The organism is Alloscardovia omnicolens DSM 21503, assembly GCF_000420505.1.
Classification (GTDB): Bacteria; Actinomycetota; Actinomycetes; order Actinomycetales; family Bifidobacteriaceae; genus Alloscardovia; species Alloscardovia omnicolens.
In genome coordinates this window covers 213,289-237,730 of record NZ_ATVB01000001.1, presented here as the reverse complement: position 1 = coordinate 237,730, position 24,442 = coordinate 213,289, and the positions used below count along the sequence as shown (strand labels likewise).

Below are 24,442 nucleotides of genomic sequence, written 5' to 3'. Positions count from 1 at the left end.
CTTCCCATTTTATCAAAGGATGTAAGAGCTAATTCACAGCAAGAATGGTGTAATCCTAGACAACGTGAATTGTATCAGAGGTTGAGAGATTTTTCGATCCTGAGTAGGTATTGTTCTAAATGAAATTCGTTTGTTGTCATCATGTTTTTGGGTGCATCAATCATTTTGGTAAGCGAGGTCTTATAGCTATCGGAGATAGCCCACACCCCTTAACCGATTAACCCCCATATTTCCCAACGCTCCCACACAATCAAAAAATCTCGAAAATATCGTTAAATTTTTCTCCTTTTTCAGCGTGTTGCACTTATATAGAGCACCCGGTTCGCGTTAAAGTAGTGTACGCGCGAAAACACGAAAAGAGAGTGCAAACAGCACGACGATAATCAACGTACAGCACAGAAGACAGGCCAAGGCGGAGAGCGTGTACGAAACGCGAGAGGGGAGCGGCGAGAGCGAATCAGCGCCGCAACGCGAAACAAGAAAAAGCAAAAATAAAGAAAACAAAACCTCAACAAACCGAGGTAATGCTGCGCGACCAGAAAACTAAAACGCGCAAACACAACAAAACCAAAACCACATAGAGACACAACAAACAGAGAGGGCACTGATTGCCTTATGTCACAGTTGACGAGCAGCAATAAGTATGGAAAGTCCATCTTCCAACGCATTTTCGGTGGTTACGGAGAACTTCTCACAATCCCAGGCACTGCACGCTATGCTATTGGCGCTGTTGTTGCCTCAATGCCATTTCCTATGGTGGGTATGTGCATCACTATTTCCGTGCAGCGTATTTACGGCAGCTACACGCTGGCCGGCACGTTAAGCGCGGTTCAAGCTATTTCTTTGGCCATCCTTACACCAATTTTCGGTCGCCTTGTCGATCGTTTTGGGCAAACGAAGGTATCTATTCCAATCGTTGCCGTGTGGATGATAGCTGCAACGGTGCTGATTACAAGCATTGAACTACACGTACCTCAATGGCTGCTGTACTGCCTCGTGCCTTTTATGGCGTGTATTCCGCCGTGGGGTGCTATGAGCCGTTCGCGCTGGACGTATCTGCTTAAGAACAAAGAGAACAGCTCAGAAAAAATTGACCGAGCTATGGGCTTTTCTTCCATTTTGGATGAAGCCATGTGGATGATTGGCAATCCGCTCTCATCCATCCTCGCCGTCGCTTCTGGTGTCTTGTCGTTCTCTGCTACCGGTATTTTCGTGCTGGTTGGCGCTATCATGTTTCTGTCTGTACGCTCAGCCGAGCCGCCAAGTCAAACGGATTTAGCGCGCGAAGCAGGTATAACTCGTAAAGAGTTCCGTCTGCAGGAAGCGCAACGGGTAGCGGCAGCCAGCGGTCAGAAAGTAGCAGGAAAGAAAGCGTCCATCTTTTCCTTTGGTTTTATTGCTATCTGCATCACATGGTTTGGTCTAGGCGCTTTCCAGAGCGCGTCAGGTATTTCTATCTTGGCTTTTGCTAAAGAACAGAACGTGCAAAGCCTGACCGGTTTTATCTTTGCTTGCTTCTCGTTTAGCTCGCTGGTAGGCGCTACGTTGTACGGCGCGAAGTCATGGATTATCCCGCTGTGGAAACGCTTCTACTTCTGTATTGTTGTGGTGGCGCTTGGCTTGAGCTCGTTTATTTTTGTGAAGAGCATTTGGGTGGTGATGATTATTTACTTGCTTATTGGCGTGTGCCAGTCACCAACGTGGATTAATGGTAACCAGATTGTGCTCCACCTCGTTCCGCCTGCACGCTTTACCGAAGCAGTGGGAATTATGGGTGCGATGAACTCGATTGGCGGTTCTATTGGTAATTCTATTTCCGGCTATTTTATTGATCAGTACGGTGCTCACGGCGGCTTCGCCACTGTAGCAATTTTGGCGCTTATTGCGATGGTTATTGCTTTCGCAGGCGTAAAACAGATTAAAGACGCTACGCTCAAACCAATGCTGACGAATATTGACGTGTAAAACAGAAGGGCTGGGATTTCTCCCAGCCCTTTGCATTAGACGAGCAAAGCGATAATAATAAAAATCAAACTTAGCAGCGGAAGAGTTCCTTGTTTGGCTGATGCTTGAGCATACGAGCTGTCTTTGAGTACTAAACCGAGAGCAGCGCACAACATAGAAGCAGTTCCCGCAATCATTAAAGCAGAACCAACAGCAGTGTATCCGCACACGGTTAACGCAATACCAACAAAAGTTTCCGCAGCTAAGAAACCGTTATACAGACCCTGATTGTATGCGAAGAAAGTAAAAGGGCGAGCTTCCTCAGCAGTGCCACCGAAAGTTTTGCGCGCTAATGGTTCCTCCCAAGCAAACATTTCCATGTAGGCGATGAGCACGTGCAATAAGCCAGCAAGAGCAGCAAAAATTAAACCAATAATCAATAAAATATTCATAACATTTTATTATACGGGCGCTAGTTGCGTGGCTAAGAACGCGCGATAAAAAATGGCTATAAGCGAGCAGAGCGTTTTTACTGTTTTACGCTGTTTCGGGCGGTTTCGGCTTGATACTTTGGATACATGACATATTTCAATACTCAACTCGTTCACGGTCAGGCGGTGGGCAATAACTCAACGCGCGCTGTAAATCCACCAATCTACAATTCTTCGACTTTCGCTTTCGAAACAGCTAGCGAATATCCGCGCTGGGATTACGCGCGTTCGGGCAATCCTACACGTGAAGCTGTGGAAAAGCAGGTGGCGTTGCTGGAGCACGGCAGCGCTGGTTTTGCTTTCTCTTCGGGATTGGCGGCGATTCACGCGGCGTTCTCCATTTTTGAACCGGGAGATCATATTATTACAGGCGACAACATCTATGGTGGTACGTATTCGATTATTCATGAGTATTTTGAACACTGGGGATTAAGCTTTTCCGAGGCAGATACCACCCGTGAGGAAGCGTTGGAGCAGGCTTTTGACGCGGCTTTCTCGCAGGGCAAGCGCGTGAGGGCTGTGTATTTTGAGGTGCTCACGAATCCGCTGCTTAAAATGTCTGACGTAACAGTTGTTGCTCGTGTAGCGCATGCGCATGGGGCGCTGGTTATTATTGACAATACTTTTGTGACACCGCTGGGTCAGCAGCCTTTGGATTTGGGAGCGGATATTGTGCTGCATTCTGCTACCAAGTATTTGTCTGGTCATTCCGATGTGACTGCTGGGGTAGCGGTGACGAAGAGTTCTGAGCTCACCGAGAAACTCTACTTTGCTTTGAATCGTGTGGGCGGAGCGTTGTCTCCTCAGGACTCGAATTTGCTACGTCGAGGGATTCAGACGCTGGCGTTGCGCATGGAGAGACATCAGGCTAATGCTGTGGATGTGGCGAGGTGGCTCGAGGGTAACGAGTATGTGACTCACGTAAATTATCCGGGATTGGAATCGAATGCGTATTATGCTTTGGCTTCCTCGCAATTGTGCACTTTTGGCGGGGTACTTTCCTTCGAATTTGACGATCGGGTGGATGCGGAGAAAATGCTCGACTCATTGCAGCTTTTTACGGTTGCGGTGTCGCTGGGGGCGGTGGAATCGTTGGCGGAGCTTCCATGTCGCATGACTCATTTCGAGCTGCCTCGTGAAGAACGTTTAAAGCATGGCATTACTGATGGTCTGGTGCGCTTAAGCATTGGTATTGAAGACGTGCGCGATTTGATTGCTGATTTAGATCAGGCAATTCATGCGGCGTTGCGGTAGCTCGACTCATGCTTAAAAAGCTTGATTTTACAAGTTCCTGACTGTGCGCGTACCAATGTGCTGATGCAGCGCGTAGTGCACTACCTTGTTGTACGTGCTATTGCTTTTGCTAGATTTGAGTTGAATATTCTGACCGTTGTGAGTTATGACGGGTTCGACGTGTCATAACTCACAACACTCGGATTGATCTGCTCCACATGTTTAAGGTCGAGTCTCACTAGGATGTCAGGTTTTGTTGGATTTGGTTCGCAGGCACGGTCTTTCAGCAAGCCGTACCTGTGTGTGGTGCTTGATGAGCGAGGTTAATTTCTGAGGTTTTAGCGGATTCGTATGCTCCCAGACATGACACGTTCAACGCGGCTTCACTGGGAGCAGTGTGTTGCCATGTATCGCTCTTAAATAAGAGCGATACCCCTCATGGTTGTGTGTACTGCACGAGAAAGACGAACGGTTATGGTGTACACGACATACATATAGAGAACCAAAAATAGTTTAGGTCAAGCACAACCTCATTGCGACCAGCCTCAAGACTTGAAAATAACTCACCATAGGGCAACCTACCACCTACACAAAAACCTGACACCCTCAAGTTCCACGTACATTCGTGTAATCGTTTGCTACAAACTACAACGAACGGGGGTGAAGATGGAAAGTCTTCACCCCCGTTCGCGGCTCAATAACACTTAATCCGCGTAAGCGCTACGAATCGCCTGGTCAAGGTCAGCAATCAAATCTTCAGCGCTTTCTAAGCCAACGCTCAAACGAATCAGCTGAGGATTTAACCCATCTTTCTCCCAGAACTCAAAAGGAATCTCGCGATGCGTGGTGCGAGCAGGATTCACAATCAAACTGCGCACATCACCCACATTAGGCACATACGAAAATATGTGCGTTGCGTCAATAACGTGGTTAACCTTCTCCTCATCGCCTTCTAACTCGAAAGAGAAAATCGAACCAATGCCGTGAGGGAAGTACTTCTTCACCAATGCTTCCTGCGCGCTGCCTGCCTGATCAGAATAATTCACGCGCGCCACATGCGGATTCGTATTCAAATACGCCACGATTTCGCGCGTGTTCGAAACTTGCTTCGTCAAACGTTCAGCAATCGTTTCCAATCCAATAATCTCTAAATAGGCCTCCTGCGGTCCAAGCACGGCACCAAGCAAACGCACATATTTAATCTTCACTCGTTCAATAAACGCGCGCGATCCGAAAGCCTCCACTACACTAGGAACATGATCGAGCTGATCATTGTACAGTGTGAACTCAGGTTCGCTAAACTGCGGGAACTTGTCTGCACGAGCGACCCAATCAAAACTACCACCATCCACAATCGCACCCGAAACCGCATTCGCGTGACCATTAATCGCCTTGGTAGACGAATACACCACAATATCTGCACCATGCTTCAAAGGCTGAATTAAATAGGAGGTAGGGAAGGTATTGTCTACAATCAGCGGCACTCCCGCCTCATGAGCAACGCTGGCCACAAGCTCCAAATTCGTAATAATCGTGCGCGGATTCGTCACACTCTCCACATAAATTGCCTTTGTATCTGGCTGAATAGCGGCACGTAACTGTTCTGGGTCGTTAATATCGTCCGCAAAATCAACATGAATACCAAACTTAGGTAAGAAGCTCACCAGCACATCCAAGGTTGCGCCATAAATATCATGATGAGCCACAATACGTCCGCCACCCTCAGCTACACACAGTAAAGTGTCGGAAATCGCAGCCATGCCAGAGCCTACACATGCAGCCCCAACACCGCCATCTAAAGCGGTTAAACGCTTTTCGAGCACATCCACAGTAGGATTGCCCACGCGTGAATACGTGAAGCCAGGTTGACGTCCTTCTGCTATATCGCGACCGGCTTGAGCGCTTGGCATAGCGAATGCTGCAGCTTGATACACAGGAACTTGAATAGATCCCATGTGGTCGAAGGGATTATAACCAGCATGGAGTCGTTGAGTATCGTAGCTGGAACACTCGTGTGCGCTCATTGTTGTCTCTCTTTCTTCACGAAATATATGTACAATTTTTCATCTTAGAGTTCACTGTTTTGCTGGGTAAGGGTGTGGCTATAGCGTTTATTTATACAGCGTTTGAAAAGATTGAAATTATGCGGTATTGTGCGTGTTCTGCGGCAAAATAAACAAGGTTAAGTATAGGTGCGCCAGTTATAGGTAAGCCGCAGCCAGCAAAGCCTGCTGCAAGCGACTAAAAGTAGCTAAGCCAGCTACACATCTATAGGCAGTTCTAAGGGAAGTTACATGGTTATTGATTTTAAAAACGCTTCGCTAGGAGGCCTGGAAAGCTCCCCAGTTGCTGAAGCTTTAACAGGTTTGCGCGCTAACGAAGCACGCTACGTGCATAATAAGTTCGCAATTAATTTCGAAACGCATCCGGCAGATGAGCGCCAAGAAGTTCTCAACGATATTGCTCAGTTATGTACTCAAGAGAAAGACCTCGTTATTTCTGCTCGTCCGCTTGAAGTGGCTCAGCATCTGGTAACCGTGGGTGAGGATGACGTACTGTGGACGTGGGGCTTCTATGAGAACGGTTTAGGACTTAACGTTTTATATACCTTAGCTGAAGGCGGTAAGCGCGCTGTTGGCTTAAAACTTTCGGACGGTATGGATGTGCCAGCCGAGTTAGTTGACCGTTTTAAATTTGCTCGTCAACGCTCAAAACTTGCAGGAACAATCCGCGGCTCGTATTTTGTGATTAAGCAAAATCACAGCGATATGATTGAACGCTGGTTAAGCGCATTAAAATAGACGCCGCGCGCTAGCTTAGAAGTATGACCGATATTGCTTTAAAACGCGCTTACGCTCCTGCTATTCCTGAGATTGATGGCTACCGCATTTTGGTAGATCGTCTCTGGCCGCGTGGCGTTTCGAAAACTAAAGCGCAGCTGGATGAATGGTTAAAAGATATAGCTCCTTCACCTCAGCTGCGCACATGGTGGAATCATGACCGCGCTCGCTACAGTGAATTCGCAGCTCGGTATCGTGCAGAACTCGACAATAATCCTGCTGTTGAGCGCTTGCTCACACTTATGCACGAGCACGCTGATTCGCGCATTACTCTTGTTTTTGGCGCAAAAGACCTTGTGATTAATCATGCCCACGTACTGCGCAACTATCTGATTGAGCAGACCACACCGCGCGAAAAACACGGTGCTTAACTCACAAGGTTTTACTATTGCTACAATTCCTACCAGACCAAAACATTCAGGCAACGCACAACATAAAAAGCCAAATTTAGACGGTTTAGAATACAGCACTCTAGAGCTAAAAGATGCACAGGCTTTGCAATGGGTTGAAGCGCTTACCTTTGAAGATACCTTTTTGCTCACGTCTACGCCGCGCGATAACGATGACTATATTGCGCAGACGTATACTCTTGAGAACACGCAGAGCGAGCTAGCTGACAACCATAGCGTACACACTGCGCTTATCGATACAGCCAGCGGTGAAATAGCTGCTTTTATGAAGCTGAATCGTCCAGGCGCTTTTAGCGAGAGCAACCCGAAGATTCCGCAAGACAGTATTGAAGTTCAGCGTTTATACGTAATGCCTCGTTTCAAACGTCGCGGTTTAGGAAGTTTCCTTATGAGCAAAGCTGTTGATTTTGCTCGCGAAGAGAAAGTTGATTGGCTGTGGCTAGGCGTATGGCAATACAATTTCGCTGCCCAAGAATTCTATAAAAATTGGGGATACGAGCGCTTTAGCGAGCATATTTTTGCTGTAGGAGAGGATGAACAGGTAGATTTTCTGCTCAAGAAAAAATTACAGTGACCAAAAATAATTCGATAACTCCATCATGCGCGGATCATCCGATGAGTTGAGCAGGATAATAGTACCTTCATTATTATTGCTTGCCAGCTCATCGCGCTCAGCCAACACATCGCGAACATGCCGTGCTGTGCCTTCATTGCCATCCACAATGCGCACATGCTGGGGCACAAGAGCGCGGAAATAATCGCGGTAATACGTAAAATGTGTGCAACCAAGCACAATAGAATTAACGCTGTCTAATGGATAAGCATCGAGATAGTGGTGAAGCGTAGCATTTACGCGATCAGCATCTTCAAAATAACCGTTTTCAATAATATCCACCAGCTCAGGGCAAGGCTGTTTTTCAATAGTATGCGTCTGAGCAAAACGCTCCATTAACGCAGCAAATTTCTTCTCACGCAGAGTAAGTTCTGTTGCAGTAACAATCACGTGCTGAGGCTGACCAGCCCCTAAATCACATGCTAATTTAAGAGCTGGTTCCATGCCGATAATAGGAATGGAATAGGATGAACGCATTAATTCAGCAGCAGCACTTGTAGCCGTATTACACGCAATAACAATGGCTTTTGCGCCTTGTTCTATAAGCGTATTAGCCACATTCATACTTAGTTTTTGCACATCTTCAGTCGAACGCACACCATACGGGGCATGTGCAGAATCACCGTAGAAAATAATGTTTTCGTGGGGGAGCAGAGCGTGAATTTCTTTAGCCACAGAAATACCGCCTAAACCTGAATCGAAAATACCAATAGGAGCATTACTCGTCATACGAACCTGCCAAAAATTCCACAATCTTCTGTGCTTTTCCCACACCGTCATTGTACATATCGAGCAGTCCTTGACGTGTTTTGCTCAACGTATCTAAACCATACGTATCATCAGGGCATACAATAAGAAGCCGACCTTCAGCAGCATACTGACGAGCCACAGTCATCTCATCATTATACACTTTCGCGCGGTTGCGTAAAGCCTGCGCAGCTTGCGGATACGAGCGTTGTAGAACGCGCGCAGGAGCCGCATCTTTATGAGGATCGCGCACAAAATCATCAGGATGAGTGGTAATCAAAACAACATGGTCGCAACCATCGTCAAAAGCTCTCTGCACAGGAATCGGATCAGTAATACCGCCGTCATAAAAGGGAACGTCATCAATCTGCATAGGCTCGTTAGCAACGGGCACGCAGGAAGATGCCATAATAATGGAATAATCATCCTGATGCATATGCTCTTTACTAAAATATTCCGGCTGACCAGTAAGCGCATTACTTGCTACCACGGTAAACTCGGCAGGGTTAGCAGCAAAAGCCTCGTAATTGAGCGGATATTCGCCATCGCTATTCGATAGCGTGCCGTAAGCATAATCTAAACCAACAAAATTGCGGGTCGTGAGCAGATTGCGCATCGAAGCGTAACGATGACGGAAAGCATACTCCATATAGAAGCGATAGTTGCGCTTATACTGACCGGCTAAAAACGAGGTGAGATTTCCACTGCCAGCAGAAATACCGTAACAGCGATCAAACTGCTGTTCAGCTTTGAGCAGACCATCGAGCACGCCTGCTCCAAAAATATCGCGGTAACCGCCGCCTACATCAATAATTCCCGTAACCATAATCTTTTAGTTTAGTCCCTCGTATGACGTGCGTAGAGCTCGTAGCATAACTCGCGCAAAACTGCGGTAGCGAGCAGAGCTTCATAATTTTCTTGACACATTGCCCGCTAATATAGTGAGTATGACTTTTCCTCGCACAGTTCTTAAAGCACATGGCACAGGCAATGATTTCGTTATTTGGTTCGATGAGCACGGCGAATACGAGCCGACCCCTGAAGAAGTACGTTTTCTTGACGACCGCCATTTTGGGTTGGGTGGAGATGGCATTATCCGTTTAACTCCTCCTGAACATGTGTCTGATGTGAGCGCTGAGCAGGCTCAGACTTTTCACGATGCAGGAGCACATTGGTTTATGGACTACCGTAATGCAGATGGTTCGTTAGCAGAGATGTGTGGTAATGGTGCTCGCGTAACTGCAGCGCTTGCTATGCATGTTGGATTGACTCAGGCGAGTGAAGATGAGCCTTTTGCTTTGGCTACCCGTGCAGGGATTAAATATATTACTTTCTTAGGAGCTGTGGATGGTTTGGGTACGCATGTGTTCCGTATTGATATGGGGCCGTGGCGTATGGGCATGCGTGAGGAATATATGGTGAAGGTTCCTGCCAATAATGCACAGGGGATGGGAACTTTCGTGGATATGGGAAATCCTCATGTGGTAACGGTTGTGGGGCAGCAGCTTGATTTAACTACGCTGTCTGTGGGAATGCCGTTATCTATTCCTGTGCAGACCATGCCGGATGTGTCTGAGCTTGATTTAACAATTACTCCGCGAGTTGAACCTGAATTGCCTGCTGGTCAAAATGCTGAGTTTGTGCGTATTGATGATGTGAATGCACAAGAAAATGCTGGTCTGGCAACCATGCGAGTTAATGAGCGGGGAGCAGGAGAAACGCTTTCTTGCGGTACTGGTCTGTGTGCAACTGGAGTGGTGCTCAGCGAGCGTACAGGAGTGAACAACTGGCGTATTAGCGTTCCGGGGGGAACTTTACTTGTTGAAGTTGAAGTTGAGCGTGTGTTACTCACCGGTGATGCTGTGCTGGTTGGACAGGTGGAACTGTTTAACGCGTAGTAAGAGCAGCGCTGGTAGCAATCATGCTTTCAATCTGCTCATCGGGAACAGTTCCATCTAAAATCACAGAAATCCAATGCGTTTTATTCATATGATAAGCAGGAGCAAAACCTGGCTGTGATTGAAAGAAATCAACATCAAAAGGTGACGCCTTGAGATTGAGCACATCAATCATGTTCTCGCTATCACTAATACCCAAGGTATGCTCTGAAAGAGTCATAGCTAAGCCAAACCATGTTTTTGTATCAGCGTGACGAATAACCGCAAAACTTGGGTGTGAAGCCCACGGATAATCAACGATGCAATCATAATAATCGCGCACAAAATCAAGTACTGCGCGTGACGAGGTAAAACGAGCCATCATCTTATCCCAACAAAGCAGCGCCATACTTGACGAAAATAATGCCTGCGAAAAGCGCAAAAATAAGCAGATCAACAAGCAAATCAATATTCAGATGATAATACATGTGCACAGCCTTATTCTTGCGAGGTATCTCTTGAACAGCAAAAGTTGCATGCGAGGCTGCCATAAACTGCAGCAAGCTTGAAGCTAGCAGACCTAAGCACAATGGGCATAATGCCTGAATAACAAACACAGACTGGGTAAACAGCCATACAGCGTAGAGAACAGCTAACAGATTTCCCGCCCATGCAGCCACAGCAAACCAGCGAGGGAAAGTGATGCGAACTAAGCCCATAACTGCCACGGTAACGAAGACCGATTCGGCAGCAATACCAAAGAAGGCGTTCGGAAAGCTCAAAGCTCCAACGCGAATAAACTCTGATTGCCAGGAATTAGCAACAGTTGAACAAGAGATAACTGAATTAACATCGCAGGCTAAAGCAGCGCCGGGATGACGTGCCAATTGCAGTGTTTCCGCGCTCAGCACGAAGGAAACGAGGAGAGCTGAAGCTGAAGCAATAAGCATGACCAGATATGTCCACGATGTGGTATGACGCCAACCAGTGAGTTTCATATTATGCCTTTCTTTATGGCTCAGTTTACGATGGAACTATGACGGGTTCACACAATCTTGAGCACAACGCTGAGCACAACGCTGAACACAATGATGGGCACAAGCCAGCGAGTAGTGGCTGGGACTTGCATTGTCATACGGTTTTTTCTGACGGCACCTATTCGCCTACGCAGCTTATTCGCATGGCTTATGAGAAAGGTCTCCATGGCGTTGCAATTAGTGATCACGATACTATAGCCGGATGGGGTGAGGCTAAGCAGGTAGCTTTAAATCTTCATTTTCCTCTTATTCGGGGTACTGAAATTACTGCTCAACACGACCATGGACGAGTCAGTGTGCATGTTTTGGCATATTTATATGACTGCGAAGATCATAACGTGTTGGATTTGTATGCAGAAATGCGTGAACGTCGTACTCAGCGCGCACGGCAGATGGTTGAAGCCTTGGAGAAAGATTATCCGATTTCATGGAATCTCGTTTTGGAACAAGTGCATGGGGGAGATGCAACAACGATTGGTCGACCGCATATTGCTGACGCACTGGTTGCTGCTGGTGTTTATGAAACACGAACGGATGCTTTTAATGGTGTGATTTCTGCGAAGAGCCCATACTATATTCCAGTTTTATCTCCCCGCGTTTCGCAGGTAGTTACAGCATTGAAAAATGCTGGTGGTGTTGTGGTTCTTGCGCATTGTGCTGCGCCTACGCGCAATAAGAATTTGCTGACAGATGCCGACATAGAGTTCTTTGTTCGTGACTGCGGTTTGGACGGTTTGGAGGTTTTCCATCGGGATAATCCACCAGAACAGCAAGAGCGCTTGTTGAGGTTGGCGGATCGCTTAGATTTGCTCACAACTGGTGGATCTGATTGGCATGGTGCCGGTAAACCAAATCTTCTTGGCGAGAACTTGACCGATGACGATACCGTTCGTGAAATTATTCGGAGAGGACGTATTCGCGTGATTCAGTAGTTGTGTTCTGTCTTCGCTGGTGACGCGGTAGCTGGACGGTTGTTGAATCTGCTGGGGATTATGGGGCTTTTGTGTTGATGCGAGAGATTGCACGGTTTTCAGTAAGACATACGCGAAACGTATATGCCTTAGCCGTTCAATACGGTATTGAATGCGCCTTCTATGATATGCAAGACAAAGAACAAAAGAGAAAACAATTCCTATAGTCTTTGAAGCACGAGGTGAAAAGGAAAACGCGCTACTCCGTACTGAGTTTGATAATATCATCAACTCCTCTGGACTAGATGGCATAAAAGGAATGCTTAAATTGGCTCTTCTGTTTTTAGCGGTGTTGAGCAGAAGATGTTGCCCAGTAGGTTCCAGTTGATTCCTCCGGCTGTCAAGTGTTAAGACATCGCTGCAGTGTGAATGTGTTTTGGCGCATTTTCTTTTGTCTTCATGCATGAATAACCCTATTCGTGAGTAAAGTCGATACGCGCAACCGATATGCCAGTTTTGAAGCCATTTTTGCCCATTAAAACTAGCATAACAGGTGTATGAATCGGGTAAGCAGAATGCGTCAGAACAATAGCCCCCCGATTTTAACGCAGTGTGAAGCCTGATTGTGCCGAACAGCCGCTAGTCACACACCTGCAACCTACAAACCCCGCTAAAAACCGAAGGACCATTAAATTCCACTGTGCAGACAAGAAAGCAAACCTTGCAGGTCTACAATTTGCTGATTTAATAGCTCGACCAATTGGCAATAAATATCTACATCCTAACAGCATGGATAGGTCATACCAGATTTTGAAACCGAAAATTCGCCGTGGCTCACGAGAGAAAATACGAGGGGTTATGAGATCAAAATCTATCCGGAATAAAGAAGAAGCGGTAGGGGGTTGAGCTCCTACCGCCGACCGAGCACTCCCAGTCCATTTTGTAAGCGAATTATATACTCGTAGACGTGTAAATCCAAAAGGATTGGTGTGTTTGCTATTTTTAAACATTGGCTTAGTTTTGTCTTAATAACCTAATGAATCCGTATAAGAAAGAACTTGTTCTCCCGTTCACGGGAATAATGTTATTGAGGTTGAAAAAGTGACATCCCCATGGGGTCGTTGTGGAATGATTCACAGCTCCACGAGAATCTCGGATGTCGCACCCCGCTAGAAGCTGAAGCTGAGTTTTGTCACAACGATGAATAACAAGGCAAATGCCTCGGGGCAAGACCCAGCACGCATCATTCCTTTTTCATATGATATCAGCTCTCATGTGTCCCTGAAAGTCGCTAGCGCTGACAATGCTCACGTCTATTTCGAGATAATTTCAGTCTTCGATAATAAGCGAATCGTAGAGTGCTATAGCGAGCCACGATTCACGAACTGCTCACTCAAGAGCCAACATACCTCGCCTTCTGTTTTCAGCCACTTACACGCAAAACCCCTGATGCACCTCGAATCCATCGCAGAGAATACTAAAGCGGGCATTCCCATAAACAATCAACTGTGTGATTCTTTAAAAGAATGCCCACTTATAAGCCTTCTTTACAGAGCGCCGAAACCTACTGGGTGAGAAGCTTCAGAACCCACAACCACATAAGCAAGATTTTCGCGTGGAACAACGTAAGTGCGACCTTTTTCATCAGTTAACTTCAAAGTAGTGTTATTGTTCACTGCTGCTTCAACCTGAGCGTTTACTTCGTCAGCAGATTCATTGCTTTGGAAAGTCAAAGCCTTAGCTACGTTCTGTACACCAATTTCTACCAGCATATTTCTCCTTTAATAGCCGTAATACTTTTAATAATCCCTTAGTCTACCTGCTGATCAGAGTCGCCATCCGTATTTTCTTGGGCAGCGAAGACCGTCGTCTCAATATCGTCCTGAATAATTTCAGACTCGCCAGAGCCGCTGTCGTCCTCCTCGTCGTTGACGTTCGTTGAGTGCGAACTATCCATAACGAATCCCATAGAATTCACAGCCATATAGCTACGTTGGGAAGTATATGTTAAACCTTCCTGAGCATGCTGAGCTGCGGCAGCGGCGGACTGAGATTGCATAGCAATCGTTGCGCTATTTAAATGTTCTTCTACTTCTGGAGAAACATTCGATACAACGGGAGCTTCTAAACTATCTGCCACGTCTTGCGCGTTGATGCGATGCTGATTGTCTGAAGAATAGCTAAAGTTTTCCGATTGTCTTGGGGTAACGTTCCAGTTTTTACGTGGAGATTGAGCAGCAGACTGCGGAGGTAGGGGAGCAGCTTGAGATTGAGAAGCATGTAGATTCACTGCGTTATCGGTTGAATCAGAACTCATTTCTGCGCGCTGAGGTGCTTGAGCAATATCGCCTGAACGCATACCAGAATCAGCTATAAAACGAGTCTGACCTGCAGGTTTTCGTGATGCTCCACCCTTAACGCGAGTTTCTGCTTTGCCTTGCGCTGCTTGAGGATTTTCTAATAAATCGCCCACGGTCAGCGTTGTTTTCTTCTCAATAGGTTGACGCTTTGGATTATTACGAGCAATCTGATGAGCCAAAGAATTTACTTGAGACTTAAAGGCAAGGATTTTCGCTGTATCCGCCTGAGTCAAAGCGCGCATATATTCGCCCACTTGTTCCATCTGAGTCCATAAACCAGCACGCAACCAAATCATATTGTCTAAGCGGTTACCCATAACGCGGCTGTAGGCTGCAATAAAGGAATCGCGGTGAGCCTTATTCAAGTGTGTGTAAATCCATGCTAAATCGCGGGCAGGATCGCTAATCTGCATGTTTTCCCAGTGACGAAGAGCGTTCACAGAGTCAGACATAAAAATCAAATCGCCGTTATGGAAACCTCCATGCACAGGGCAGCACGTAAAGTTCCATAAACCTTCAGTAGCAATAATATTTTTCCAGTTATGAATAATTTCTGAAGGAATATGACCTGCTGACTCTAAGCTGTGCATCCATCCTGTTAACTGTTTTTGAATACTTTCAGCAGTATAAGAACGGTATTTTGCAGCGTGCAGGAATCCGCCACGTAATCGGTGAATAGCAGCAATAGCAGTACCAGCGGCAGCGCACTGTTCAGAGGTGAGATTTTTCAATGCAACAGCATCACCATCAATATGTGGCGTTATGTATACAGCATTCGTTCCTGTTGAGCTATCTGCACCTTCTCCCGGCACAAACAAAGTATAACTTTCTAAAGCAAAGCTCAAACCAACAGCAGTTTTCGAATGAGATAGCACATACGCGGCTTTAGCGCGGTCTTTGAGAATGCTTTTACCTTCATCACTTGAAGACACGCTGACGTCATATTCAACGCCTTCGACGCTGGTAATAACCGCGGTGGTAATATCTTTCTTCTCTCCGCTCATAAAGAACTGCTCAGAACCGCGCGTAGTAGCGACTGAAAGCTCCGGCATGGCTGCGGACGCAAGGGCTGCTATTTCAAATACTGAACGTTGACTCACACTGTCAAGAATAATACACAGCACATAAGTTGTGTACCATTGGTGTGTATGACCACCTCTAGCACAGTTTCGAGCAGTTCTATGACCACCGATTATTCAGCTATTCTCGATGGTCTTGATGAGAACCAGCAGCGCGCAGTACAAGCGCTGACTGGTCCTGTGCGCATTATTGCTGGAGCAGGTGCTGGCAAAACTCGTACTATTACTCGTCGTATTGCGTATGCGTGTGCCAGTGGTCAGTGGGATCCACAGTGTACGCTCGCCGTTACGTATACGAATAAAGCGGCAAGTGAGATGAAAAACCGTTTAGCGAGCCTCGGCGTTCATAACGTGCACACGAGCACTTTCCATTCCGCCGCATACTCGCAGCTGCGTAGAGCTTGGCTTATTTTGGCTCATCGTGATTCGCCAGAAATTTCCAGCGATATGGATTCCTACGCGCATAAAGCTATGTCTCATGTGTTGAACTTCGATGATTACACGAGCGCAGAGGTGCGTTCTATTGTGCAAGAGTTATCGTGGATGAAGGTGAACCTTATTCCATATGCAGATTATGAGCGTGTGGTCAGTGCTATACATCATCGTTTGCCGCTTGATGCTGAGCCAGGTCAGATAGTAGAGATTGCGCGAGAGTTTGAGAAAGAAAAACAGCGTCATAATGTGATTGACTTCGATGATTCTTTACTGCTGCTGTCTCATATTTTTGAAGAGTATGAGGATTTAGCAGAAGATTTTCGTCTCAATATGCGTCACATAACTATTGATGAGTATCAGGATGTGTCTGCCCTGCAGCATCGGGTACTTGATTTATGGCTGGGAAAAAACCGAGATATTTGCGTAGTAGGAGATCCAGCACAGACGATTTACTCGTACGTAGGAGCAAGTAGTTATTATCTGCTTAATTTTGCGAATGAATTTGCGCCTATTGCTCAAGATATTTCTTTGAATATGGATTACCGCTCCAGCGCCAATATAGTAGATTATGCGAATGCCGTTCTCGCTGACTGTGCTGATAGCGATGATTATATTGAGCTAAAAACAATGAATGAGCCTGGTCCGCGCGTGAACGTAGCACGTTTTAACAGCGATGAAGAAGAGCTAGCCGGTATTGCATCGCGTATTCAATGGCATGTAGCGCGAGGAACGCAGATTGAAGATATGGCTATTTTGACGAGAACGCGCGCACGTGCTCGAGATATGGCACATATTTGCCGCGAGCAGGGGCTTAACGTGAATCTTAAGCTCGACAATGACGATGCCATTATGACTGGAAAGTCTACTGAACCTGCGGTGACTATATCAACTATTCATGCTGCTAAGGGTTTGGAATGGCATACAGTTTTTATTCCTGACTGTCATGAAGGAAATTTGCCTTTCTTACCTGATGCTCAGTCTGCTACAGACAGCGATCAAATAGAAGAAGAGCGCCGCATTTTCTATGTGGCGCTCACACGAGGAATTCATCAAGTCTATTTATGTGTAGCTCAGCATCCTTTTGCTGGCGGGCAAGGAGCAGCTCGTACTGTTAGTCGCTTTGTGCAGCAGGCACATAACGCTGTACGGCGTGCTCGTTACGCACACAATAAACAGAAGGAATCTTAGTCTTTATCTGGGTCTTCATCCTCAGGTTTTTCCGCGTCTAACAGTTGGCTCAGCTCACTATCCCAATCAATAGAAGAAGCCGTGCCTACAGGATGAGTAGAAGGCGAAGAATCTGTGCCCTCATCATTCTTTTCTTGCCCAAAAAGCTCAGAACTCATGGTCTCTATCTCGTCATCAAGAGGAGAAGCTGACGAACTATCCTTGAGTTCACGCATCACGTCATCGGCTAAAACAGGAAGAGTATCTGGATGCTGCCAACGAGCATCACGACCATCAACACCTTCCGCCAGTGTTAACGTATCCCACATATCACTTGCTTCACGCATTTTCTTCGGATGTAAATGCAATCCAACCAAAGCTTCAAAACTGCGGGCAGCTACTCCACCAGTTACGCGCTCGCGACGCAACATCTCACGCAACTGTTCAATATGCGGCAAATATGGAATACCTGCGCGCCAAACAATGCAATCAACCCAGCCTTCAACAAGAGCAAGCAGAGTTTCCAAACGTTGCAGTGCTTCGCGTTGCTCTGGCGAATCGCTCATACCCACCTTGCTCAGATTAACAGCACCAGCAATAGACTCAGGATTCATAGCCTGAGCTTCCCGTAACTCTTGTTCCATAGCGTCTAAATCAATGCTGATAGACCGCGCATACTTAGAAATCAAAGCCTTAAACTGAGGCATAAGCCATGGCACGCTGTTAAATAAACGAGCATGAGTATTTTCTACCAAGGTGAGGTAGCTCAATACCTCAGACTCGTCCAGATCGAGATTCTTGGCGTATTCTTGCACGTTTTCTAACACAATACCGCCGGCAGGATTAGATGTGAGAGCAATAACTTGGTCAAAGGTTCCGCGCACTTCACGAGACAGCGAGCCTGCAGCAGAACCGAACTGCATGGCGTAAGACGTGTTACCTAAAACACTCATCAGCTTGCCTGGATCTTTAAGCTCATCAGGCAGAGGAATATTAACCGGTCCAGCAAATAAACCGGCAACCTCTCCGTCCATTCCCTCCGAACCGAAACGCTCTTCAAAAATAGTGGATAAAGCGGTATTCATTGCCGTCGCCACAGGTGTGGCAAAATCAATCCAAGCAGGCAATGTTGCTTCAACCCACTCGTTGCGGGTATACACGCTTATAGCTTCAGTAGTTGGGTTTAGCGAAGTGACGGAATCGAGCCACAAATTCGTTTCTGAGGCAGCCATGCGCACTTTTTGAGCCATAGCAGCGGTAATCTGCGTAACCTGTTCACCTTCGCGTGCACGTTGCTGAGCTAAATTCTTGGCTAAACGACGATTAATTGGGCCGGCATCAAGAGTGTTTTTGATGTCTGTGAAACTATTCATACCGCTTTCTGTAAAAGCCTGCATAAGTGATTGCACTTCGTGAGGATTAGGCAGACCTCGTTTGCCTTGCTGGAGAAACTGTTCACGCATATATTCAGGAAGTTCGTGGAACTGTTGCCATGCCATTTCGCCTTCGAAAGGACCGAATGACTCAAGCATCCATGCGTGTAATTCTTCTTCGTTCATGGCGTCGTCCATGTGTTTTGTCCTTGCTGTGTTTGGGGTTGTTTTTGGTGTTTGGGTTTTGGGGTCTGGGGAGTGTTCTGTTTTTTTTGGGGGGGGGGAGATAGTCAGATATTTGGTGGGGTACCGGTGTGTTTGAAGAGGTAATGTGGCTCTGTTCTATTGTGCGGTCAGATAGCTCATTTCAACTTGTGCGTAGCTGGTCAATCAAGTGCTCACCGATAGTAACAGTGTTACTGAGTAAGAGTATCGCTGAGTGAAAGTATTATTGAGATTACTGAGTGCGTCGAAGGTAATCATAGCCGAACTTTTATCTCGTAACGAAGCGTACAAGTTTTACTCGCGCTATCTTCTGCATGGTTGTTCTTTTCTATACATCGTCCTTCCTATATCCTCGTATGTATTAGTCTTCAAAAATCCTTTTGCCTCAATATTATGAAAGGCATGAACCAAATGCATAATGAAAATCAGTCCTCTGAGAAATTTTCACCTTCGGAGTATAAGGGGGAAGTATCTTCTGAGCATGGGGTTGCTTCATCCTACGAGTATAGTGGGGGAGTTAGTGTACCAAACGACTACAAAGGGGAAGCTGGCGCGGAGATGCGTGCGGATTCGCTGGAGGTGCAGGAGGGTTCTTCAGAACAATTTACTTCAGAACAATCTAACGGCGTTGTTCCTAACATCATGCTCGTCCCTTCTCATATGCGAAAAACGCAAGAATCAAAGCGTGCTCATCGTCGCGGTCTTGCTACAGTATTTTTGGTTTTCATTATTGCAGCCCTTCTTTTTGCTCCGAGTCCGTTTGTTATTGAAGTGCCTGGTCCAACAGCAAATGTGTATGGGCGTGTCTCCAAAGACTTGAAAACGCGCATGATTTCAATTTCAGGCGTGCGCACGTACAAAGATAAGGGACAGTTGCGTTTGGTTACCGTGTCGGCAACAGGAGTTCCTGGCTATACAGTTCCGACGGCTGCGGCGATTTTTGCCTGGTTCCATCCACATATGGCAGTTATGCCTCAAGAGGCCGTCTACTCGGTAGATACGACAGCAGAAGATTATGTTAAAGAGGGTACGCAGGAGATGACGGGTGCGCAAGACGTTGCGTCTAAGATTGGCTTGCAGTACGCGCACAAATATTTAGGCGTAGACGTGTCGAAAGCAAAGGTGAAGCTCAACATTGATAACGTGGGCGGACCCTCTGCAGGCATGATTTATACTTTGGGAATTATTACATCTTTGACGGCTACTGATGAAGCCGGCGGTAAAAACATTGCGGGCACGGGAACTATCGAGAAAGATGGCACGATTGGGGCAATTGGCGGCATTCAGCTCAAAATGGTGGGTGCTCAGCGCGATGGTGCTTCGTATTTCATTGCACCTGAGAGCAACTGTGATGAAGTGGTGGGTCATATTCCGGACGGTTTGAAGGTATATGCTGTCTCGACTATTGATCAGGCGTATAAAGCCGTTGTTGCTATTGGGGCAGGAGATACGGTGGGGTTGAAGACCTGCGCTGTGAAATAAGCAATTCGCACGGATAAGTAGGAGTTGCTCGTGCTTTTTCCGTGCATTTTGTTATGCTCAAACTGTGTCTAATACAGGAAATGAAGCACAAGAGTTCGGATTCCAGCCAGGGGACGTAGTTCAGGAATGGCAGTGGGACGACGACGTAGATGAAAACCTACGAGCAGCATTGGAAGAATACCTCGGCGAGGAACTCGTCGATGAAGAGTACGATGCCGGCGTAGATGGTGTTATCCTCTGGTGGCGCGATGGCGATGATGAGGATGAACTCGCAGATACCATTATGGATGCCAGCGAAATGTTGAACGCTGGTGCCCCATTTTGGGTTTTGATTCCTAAGCCAGGTCGCCCAGATGCTATCGGTCCAAATACCTTACAGAATGCAGCAAAAACTGCAGGTATGAACGCATCCACACCAGAGACTGTGGCACCTGATTGGAACGGTATCCGTTTACGTGCTTTCGGTCGCGGCCGCTAAACCTGAGTCTATATAGCAACGTTCATCAGGAGCTAAAACGAGGTATTGTTCAAACAGTACCTGTTTGAATGCCTCTGTCATGATGTTTCTCATGTCGAGGAGTGCCCCTTACTATAAGCACAATACTGTATGTGCAAAGGAGCATTCAATGAGCAATACATCATCAAGTTTGAACGGACCAGGAACATCTGATAACAGCAATGCTTACGCTATCGTAGAGCAGGCACGTGCTCTCGAAAGCTGGCGCAAAGCGGGTAAACTGTGGAGCTATATGGACGAAGATCTGTGGGGTAGTACAGCCGCACAGATTTCTTCACCAGTATCTATGCGCGCTCGCATGACCGCATGGATTATGCGTCTGATGAGTTCGAGAACCGATTATCCTCGCATTCTTGCGTGGGATTTACCGCGCGATGTGACTGCTCATCTTGCAATTGCTTATCAAGATGATAATCAGCGTGCCCATTATTTAGATGTTTTCGCGCCTGCAGATGCGGGTGAGGGAAAGCTATATCCTGTTGTTATCGATGATCATGGCGGCGGCTTCGTTTACGGTACCCGTGAACTTAACCGTAGTTTCGCTATGCACTTAGCTCACCGCGGTTATGTTGTGGTTGTGCCAAGTTACCGTCCAGGACCGCGATGGACTTTTGTAGATATTCTTACCGATTTATCGCACGCATATTCATGGGTTCTTGAGCACGGTGCAAATTACGGCGCAGATATAGATAAACTGTTCCTCACCGGCGACTCAGCAGGCGCTTGTATGGCTTTGCACAGCACACAGATTGAAAATAGTCAGGCTATGAGCGCTCAAACAGGCGTTCCTCAGGCAGGACTAAATATTAGAGGGCTTCTCCTCGTTTGCGGCATTTACAACCTTAAAGAACATTTTGATCCGCACAGTTATGCGGGTATGTTGCAAAGTATTTGCCCAGAAGTTTTCGAAAGTGTACACGATAAGTTTGTCGGTTACGATAACACTACAGATTTATTGGTTGCAGCGCCGCTTCCTCCTGTATTTATTAATACATCGAGCGATGATTTTCTTCACGACGAGAACGTTGATTTAGCTGAACGTTTGGAAAAATTAGGCGTTGATTATGAGCTCGACGATGCTGATGTCAAGCAATGGGGCAAGCTTGGTCATGTTTCAGTTATTGGATTGGCAACGTATGAACGTTCCCAGATTTCCCTCGATAAGATGGACGTTTTTATGCGTCGAGTGCTGGGGGAATAAGAGCTTAACTTCTGAACATATGAATTGCCTTCTGATTCTCGTAAACGAATCAGAAGGCAATTCAGGGTTAGGTTTCTATATAGAAGCTTAAGACCGTCGAGGCCAGTAGTACAGGCTCTGAGTACCTTTTTTACGCGGTGGCTCTCTGTGCCCGAATTCGCCGACGGTTTCTTCAAATACTTCCCCATCTTCGACCACTTCGAATTTGAAAGCTGATCTTTTGAACGTTTCGTTATAAACCCAGGAGCCAGGAATAATTCTCAACAATGCGCGTGTTACACCTCGATGAATAGCAACAGCGTATTCGATATTTCTCTTTTGCTCCTCGCTCGGGTTAATTTTCCACCAGCCACTTGCAGAAAGAGCGATATCATAGTAATGCTTCTTGCGTTCTTCGCTTGGAAGCCATTCATGCTTGTATCCATAACCGTAGCGTTTTACTCCGCCTGGCATATCCTCACCCTCAGGTGTATCAGTCCACCCGCCAAGAGTGATTGTTAAAAGAGGTCTCGTTGTGTCCAAAACAGGGGCAGCCATTTCTTCAACTAAGTCAGACAGTCTCATAATTCCATGACCCCGGCTAGCTTCCTTGCGCGCATTGGTCAATTGTTCTATATGCTGATTTGGGAATCTGTTTGCATCTTCTGTTGTAGGCAGTACAGGAAAGGTTTGAAATAGATCAATGCACGCAGCTTCAACTGCAGTGTACTCAGTGTCTGACTTCATACCGTGTCTGATAATCCAAATCTCCGGTTCTAATCCCGCCTTGCGAATTTCATTAATTTTCGTGACTTTGGCTCCGGTGTTATTATTATCATCTTGCTCGGAGTAATAATATGCTTCATAGCCGTGAGACGCGAACCTTTCTCCACGTCCTTTTCCCACATAAAAAGGAATAGAAGTTCGCGGATCAATGAGAGCATACACATAATGACCTAATTCATCTGCGACTTGTCTGCGAACTTTTGAATCTAGAGTATTGTTGGACATCTTTGACTCCTTCCGAGGGAACCCATCGTTCCCTGCATTAGCAGATTCACTATCATTTTCTTAAGGGGGGGGGCTTAAAGGTTCTAAAACGACAGAACTGCGGACGCTACAATGCAAAACAAAAAATCTCATGATTCCTCAAAGAATCATGAGGTCTAATTCGGTGGGCGATAAGGGACTCGAACCCCTGACATCCACGGTGTAAACGTGGCGCTCTAGCCAACTGAGCTAATCGCCCGACTTGGAATAAGTTACCAGAGTATTCTGACTTGTGCAAACATCGGCGTGTTTCACTTGGCATATGCTGTTGTATCCTTGAATGTAGTTATGAATAAGGAGTACCTCATGGCACGAATCCAAGAGAAGCCTCACGGCGTTGAGCGCGCACCCAAAAACGAGTGGGGCTATAGTGTAAGTCAAGTAGACGAGTTCCTTGAATCTACACGTAACTTGTATGAAGAGTCTGAGCCAAATATGACACAGGTCGATATTCAAAAGCAATGTTTCGATCTTGAGAGAAATGGTTACGATATTGAAGCAGTAGATAATGCACTTCGTCGTTTAGAAGACGCTGTAGTAGATAAGTTAGCTGCATGGACTATCGCGCATGAAGGTATAGCAGAGTGGCGAGCTCAGACTGAGCAGCTTGCTCTCAGCCTTATTCCACGTGCTCAGCGCGAGAAGCGCAAACTATTCTCCCGTGCTCGTGCTTTTACCCCAGCGTATGATGTAAAACAAGTAGATAATTTTGTTTTCTCTCTCACGCAGTATCTCAACAACAAGCTATCTCTTGGCGTTTTGTCAAGCGAAAATAATCAGCGCTCCACTGATTATGAAGATTTTTCCTCACGTCAGGTTGCAAGCACTCTCTTTACGCAGCGCACCGGTCATTCAGGATATAACGAGGGGGAAGTAGACGCGTACCTCAACCGAGCTATCGAAGTTCTTTCTCATATCGAGTCAACCGAGCGTATGAACAGCGCTGAGCCAGATTTACCTGATTCGACGGAATTACTCAACAGTGAAACTTCTTTTGTTCAGCCTCTTATTCCTGACTACTTCACGCCTGCATCACGCTCCGAACAGTCGGTAAGCGAGCAGTCCGCAGCTACCGAAGCAGCTACCGAAGTTCAAGCTGACCCTGCTGTAACGAGTGTTATGGATAACAGTGATGGCTCTACATTGAGCACAACTGACGTTGCATCCGTGCTCAGTAAGTTGCACTCAACCTCGGAACCGGCACGAACAGAAGACACCGAAAGCGCCAGCTTCGATTCTATTAGTCAAGAAGAAGAAAAGATTTTCGAAGATGCTCCTGCAAGCTTTGCACCTGTAACCAAGCCTGAACGCGGCTCAACAGCTGCAGATAGTGGCGTAGATTACAGCGGTTTGATGGATGCTGGTTCTATTCAATCTGTTCAGTTCCACATGCCTAAGCTTGACGATACTCCTATAGCTAAGTCTGAAGAGTAAAGGTTTGCATATATGCTCAGCGCTCATCTTTGGATGG

General features: G+C 46.5%; 22 protein-coding genes and 1 tRNA gene. 12 read left to right on the top strand and 11 right to left on the bottom strand.

Annotated features, from left to right (window positions below; all coding sequences use genetic code 11):
• Positions 1-615: 615 nt before the first annotated feature.
• Complete coding sequence (locus G464_RS0101080) at positions 616-1,965, top strand: MFS transporter (RefSeq protein ID WP_022856405.1); 1,350 nt, start codon at positions 616-618, stop codon at positions 1,963-1,965.
• A 35-nt stretch (positions 1,966-2,000) separates the two neighbouring features.
• Here G464_RS0101080 and G464_RS0101075 read toward each other — a convergent pair whose 3' ends face one another.
• A complete protein-coding gene (locus tag G464_RS0101075) occupies positions 2,001-2,396 on the bottom strand; it encodes a DUF1304 domain-containing protein (protein ID WP_021618089.1) in 396 nt (131 codons plus the stop codon).
• A gap of 126 nt (positions 2,397-2,522) precedes the next feature.
• Between G464_RS0101075 and G464_RS0101070 the strand changes: the two genes are divergently transcribed.
• Positions 2,523-3,689 carry a trans-sulfuration enzyme family protein gene (locus tag G464_RS0101070; RefSeq protein ID WP_022856404.1) on the top strand — a complete coding sequence of 389 codons (1,167 nt, stop codon included), beginning with the start codon at positions 2,523-2,525 and terminating at the stop codon, positions 3,687-3,689.
• Between the two features lie 683 nt (positions 3,690-4,372).
• Here the strand turns inward: G464_RS0101070 and G464_RS0101065 are convergent.
• Positions 4,373-5,692: an O-acetylhomoserine aminocarboxypropyltransferase/cysteine synthase family protein gene (locus G464_RS0101065; protein WP_022856403.1), complete on the bottom strand. Its 1,320-nt coding sequence runs from the start codon at positions 5,690-5,692 to the stop codon at positions 4,373-4,375.
• Positions 5,693-5,962: 270 nt separating this feature from the next.
• Between G464_RS0101065 and G464_RS0101060 the strand changes: the two genes are divergently transcribed.
• The 3 genes from G464_RS0101060 to G464_RS0101050 are packed head-to-tail and all read left to right on the top strand — an operon-like array spanning position 5,963 to position 7,492.
• Entirely contained in the window at positions 5,963-6,469 is a 507-nt protein-coding gene (locus G464_RS0101060) for a hypothetical protein (protein WP_021618095.1), read from the top strand.
• Positions 6,470-6,492: 23 nt separating this feature from the next.
• Positions 6,493-6,879 carry a DUF488 domain-containing protein gene (locus G464_RS0101055; RefSeq protein ID WP_022856402.1) on the top strand — a complete coding sequence of 129 codons (387 nt, stop codon included), beginning with the start codon at positions 6,493-6,495 and terminating at the stop codon, positions 6,877-6,879.
• Positions 6,872-7,492, top strand: coding sequence for a GNAT family N-acetyltransferase (locus G464_RS0101050; RefSeq protein WP_022856401.1), 621 nt, complete (start codon positions 6,872-6,874; stop codon positions 7,490-7,492). The genes G464_RS0101055 and G464_RS0101050 overlap by 8 nt, the downstream gene beginning before the upstream one ends.
• Here G464_RS0101050 and murI read toward each other — a convergent pair.
• Complete coding sequence (murI, locus tag G464_RS0101045) at positions 7,484-8,260, bottom strand: glutamate racemase (RefSeq protein WP_021618097.1); 777 nt, start codon at positions 8,258-8,260, stop codon at positions 7,484-7,486. The two genes, G464_RS0101050 and murI, sit on opposite strands and share 9 nt — an antisense overlap.
• Positions 8,250-9,104, bottom strand: a complete 855-nt coding sequence (locus tag G464_RS0101040; RefSeq protein ID WP_022856400.1) for a patatin-like phospholipase family protein — start codon at positions 9,102-9,104, stop codon at positions 8,250-8,252. The genes murI and G464_RS0101040 overlap by 11 nt, the downstream gene beginning before the upstream one ends.
• Before the next feature lie 121 nt (positions 9,105-9,225).
• Here G464_RS0101040 and dapF point away from each other — a divergent pair, with 121 nt between their 5' ends.
• Entirely contained in the window at positions 9,226-10,176 is a 951-nt protein-coding gene (gene dapF / locus G464_RS0101035; RefSeq protein ID WP_022856399.1) for a diaminopimelate epimerase, read from the top strand.
• Here the strand turns inward: dapF and G464_RS0101030 are convergent.
• Complete coding sequence (locus tag G464_RS0101030) at positions 10,166-10,540, bottom strand: MmcQ/YjbR family DNA-binding protein (protein WP_022856398.1); 375 nt, start codon at positions 10,538-10,540, stop codon at positions 10,166-10,168. The two genes, dapF and G464_RS0101030, sit on opposite strands and share 11 nt — an antisense overlap.
• Before the next feature lies 1 nt (position 10,541).
• Entirely contained in the window at positions 10,542-11,153 is a 612-nt protein-coding gene (locus G464_RS0101025; RefSeq protein WP_022856397.1) for a vitamin K epoxide reductase family protein, read from the bottom strand.
• Positions 11,154-11,191: 38 nt separating this feature from the next.
• Here G464_RS0101025 and G464_RS0101020 point away from each other — a divergent pair, with 38 nt between their 5' ends.
• The gene (locus G464_RS0101020; RefSeq protein ID WP_022856396.1) at positions 11,192-12,124 is read left to right on the top strand and encodes a PHP domain-containing protein; all 933 of its coding nucleotides are present in this window, start codon (positions 11,192-11,194) and stop codon (positions 12,122-12,124) included.
• A 1,526-nt stretch (positions 12,125-13,650) separates the two neighbouring features.
• Here G464_RS0101020 and G464_RS0101010 read toward each other — a convergent pair.
• On the bottom strand, positions 13,651-13,875 hold the full coding sequence (locus G464_RS0101010) for a DUF3107 domain-containing protein (RefSeq protein WP_021618104.1): 225 nt from the start codon (positions 13,873-13,875) through the stop codon (positions 13,651-13,653).
• A gap of 38 nt (positions 13,876-13,913) precedes the next feature.
• The gene (locus tag G464_RS0101005; RefSeq protein ID WP_026472502.1) at positions 13,914-15,563 is read right to left on the bottom strand and encodes a phosphotransferase; all 1,650 of its coding nucleotides are present in this window, start codon (positions 15,561-15,563) and stop codon (positions 13,914-13,916) included.
• Positions 15,564-15,611: 48 nt separating this feature from the next.
• Here G464_RS0101005 and G464_RS08405 point away from each other — a divergent pair, with 48 nt between their 5' ends.
• A complete protein-coding gene (locus G464_RS08405; RefSeq protein WP_080651109.1) occupies positions 15,612-17,165 on the top strand; it encodes an ATP-dependent helicase in 1,554 nt (517 codons plus the stop codon).
• On the opposite strand, the gene G464_RS0100995 is transcribed toward G464_RS08405, so the two are convergent.
• The gene (locus G464_RS0100995; RefSeq protein ID WP_022856392.1) at positions 17,162-18,715 is read right to left on the bottom strand and encodes a zinc-dependent metalloprotease; all 1,554 of its coding nucleotides are present in this window, start codon (positions 18,713-18,715) and stop codon (positions 17,162-17,164) included. The two genes, G464_RS08405 and G464_RS0100995, sit on opposite strands and share 4 nt — an antisense overlap.
• Before the next feature lie 429 nt (positions 18,716-19,144).
• On the opposite strand from G464_RS0100995, the gene G464_RS08400 reads away from it, so the two are divergent.
• The 3 genes from G464_RS08400 to G464_RS0100980 all read left to right on the top strand — a co-directional run bounded on the left by G464_RS08400 (position 19,145) and on the right by G464_RS0100980 (position 21,942).
• The gene (locus G464_RS08400) at positions 19,145-20,224 is read left to right on the top strand and encodes a S16 family serine protease (RefSeq protein WP_230957703.1); all 1,080 of its coding nucleotides are present in this window, start codon (positions 19,145-19,147) and stop codon (positions 20,222-20,224) included.
• A 64-nt stretch (positions 20,225-20,288) separates the two neighbouring features.
• The gene (locus G464_RS0100985) at positions 20,289-20,702 is read left to right on the top strand and encodes a DUF3052 domain-containing protein (protein WP_022856390.1); all 414 of its coding nucleotides are present in this window, start codon (positions 20,289-20,291) and stop codon (positions 20,700-20,702) included.
• Between the two features lie 148 nt (positions 20,703-20,850).
• Complete coding sequence (locus tag G464_RS0100980; protein WP_022856389.1) at positions 20,851-21,942, top strand: alpha/beta hydrolase; 1,092 nt, start codon at positions 20,851-20,853, stop codon at positions 21,940-21,942.
• A gap of 87 nt (positions 21,943-22,029) precedes the next feature.
• On the opposite strand, the gene G464_RS09585 is transcribed toward G464_RS0100980, so the two are convergent.
• Positions 22,030-22,932 carry a GIY-YIG nuclease family protein gene (locus G464_RS09585; protein WP_022856388.1) on the bottom strand — a complete coding sequence of 301 codons (903 nt, stop codon included), beginning with the start codon at positions 22,930-22,932 and terminating at the stop codon, positions 22,030-22,032.
• 164 nt (positions 22,933-23,096) lie between these two features.
• Positions 23,097-23,170: transfer RNA gene (locus tag G464_RS0100970), tRNA-Val, on the bottom strand.
• Between the two features lie 107 nt (positions 23,171-23,277).
• Here G464_RS0100970 and G464_RS09580 point away from each other — a divergent pair.
• Positions 23,278-24,405 carry a DivIVA domain-containing protein gene (locus tag G464_RS09580; RefSeq protein WP_022856387.1) on the top strand — a complete coding sequence of 376 codons (1,128 nt, stop codon included), beginning with the start codon at positions 23,278-23,280 and terminating at the stop codon, positions 24,403-24,405.
• The last annotated feature ends 37 nt before the right edge of the window (positions 24,406-24,442 follow it).

What these genes read in the sequence shown, in the direction of transcription:
- G464_RS0100995 (WP_022856392.1), bottom strand. Translation starts at nt 18,715, where the DNA reads ATGGACGACGCCATGAACGAAGAAGAATTACACGCATGGATGCTTGAG.
- G464_RS09580 (WP_022856387.1), top strand. Translation starts at nt 23,278, where the DNA reads ATGGCACGAATCCAAGAGAAGCCTCACGGCGTTGAGCGCGCACCCAAA.
- G464_RS08405 (WP_080651109.1), top strand. Translation starts at nt 15,612, where the DNA reads ATGACCACCTCTAGCACAGTTTCGAGCAGTTCTATGACCACCGATTAT.
- G464_RS0101080 (WP_022856405.1), top strand. Translation starts at nt 616, where the DNA reads ATGTCACAGTTGACGAGCAGCAATAAGTATGGAAAGTCCATCTTCCAA.
- murI (WP_021618097.1), bottom strand. Translation starts at nt 8,260, where the DNA reads ATGACGAGTAATGCTCCTATTGGTATTTTCGATTCAGGTTTAGGCGGT.
- G464_RS0101040 (WP_022856400.1), bottom strand. Translation starts at nt 9,104, where the DNA reads ATGGTTACGGGAATTATTGATGTAGGCGGCGGTTACCGCGATATTTTT.
- G464_RS0101010 (WP_021618104.1), bottom strand. Translation starts at nt 13,875, where the DNA reads ATGCTGGTAGAAATTGGTGTACAGAACGTAGCTAAGGCTTTGACTTTC.
- G464_RS0101020 (WP_022856396.1), top strand. Translation starts at nt 11,192, where the DNA reads ATGACGGGTTCACACAATCTTGAGCACAACGCTGAGCACAACGCTGAA.
- G464_RS0101065 (WP_022856403.1), bottom strand. Translation starts at nt 5,692, where the DNA reads ATGAGCGCACACGAGTGTTCCAGCTACGATACTCAACGACTCCATGCT.
- G464_RS0100980 (WP_022856389.1), top strand. Translation starts at nt 20,851, where the DNA reads ATGAGCAATACATCATCAAGTTTGAACGGACCAGGAACATCTGATAAC.
- G464_RS0101075 (WP_021618089.1), bottom strand. Translation starts at nt 2,396, where the DNA reads ATGAATATTTTATTGATTATTGGTTTAATTTTTGCTGCTCTTGCTGGC.
- G464_RS0101030 (WP_022856398.1), bottom strand. Translation starts at nt 10,540, where the DNA reads ATGATGGCTCGTTTTACCTCGTCACGCGCAGTACTTGATTTTGTGCGC.
- G464_RS0101060 (WP_021618095.1), top strand. Translation starts at nt 5,963, where the DNA reads ATGGTTATTGATTTTAAAAACGCTTCGCTAGGAGGCCTGGAAAGCTCC.
- G464_RS0101055 (WP_022856402.1), top strand. Translation starts at nt 6,493, where the DNA reads ATGACCGATATTGCTTTAAAACGCGCTTACGCTCCTGCTATTCCTGAG.
- G464_RS09585 (WP_022856388.1), bottom strand. Translation starts at nt 22,932, where the DNA reads ATGTCCAACAATACTCTAGATTCAAAAGTTCGCAGACAAGTCGCAGAT.
- dapF (WP_022856399.1), top strand. Translation starts at nt 9,226, where the DNA reads ATGACTTTTCCTCGCACAGTTCTTAAAGCACATGGCACAGGCAATGAT.
- G464_RS08400 (WP_230957703.1), top strand. Translation starts at nt 19,145, where the DNA reads ATGAACCAAATGCATAATGAAAATCAGTCCTCTGAGAAATTTTCACCT.
- G464_RS0101070 (WP_022856404.1), top strand. Translation starts at nt 2,523, where the DNA reads ATGACATATTTCAATACTCAACTCGTTCACGGTCAGGCGGTGGGCAAT.
- G464_RS0101025 (WP_022856397.1), bottom strand. Translation starts at nt 11,153, where the DNA reads ATGAAACTCACTGGTTGGCGTCATACCACATCGTGGACATATCTGGTC.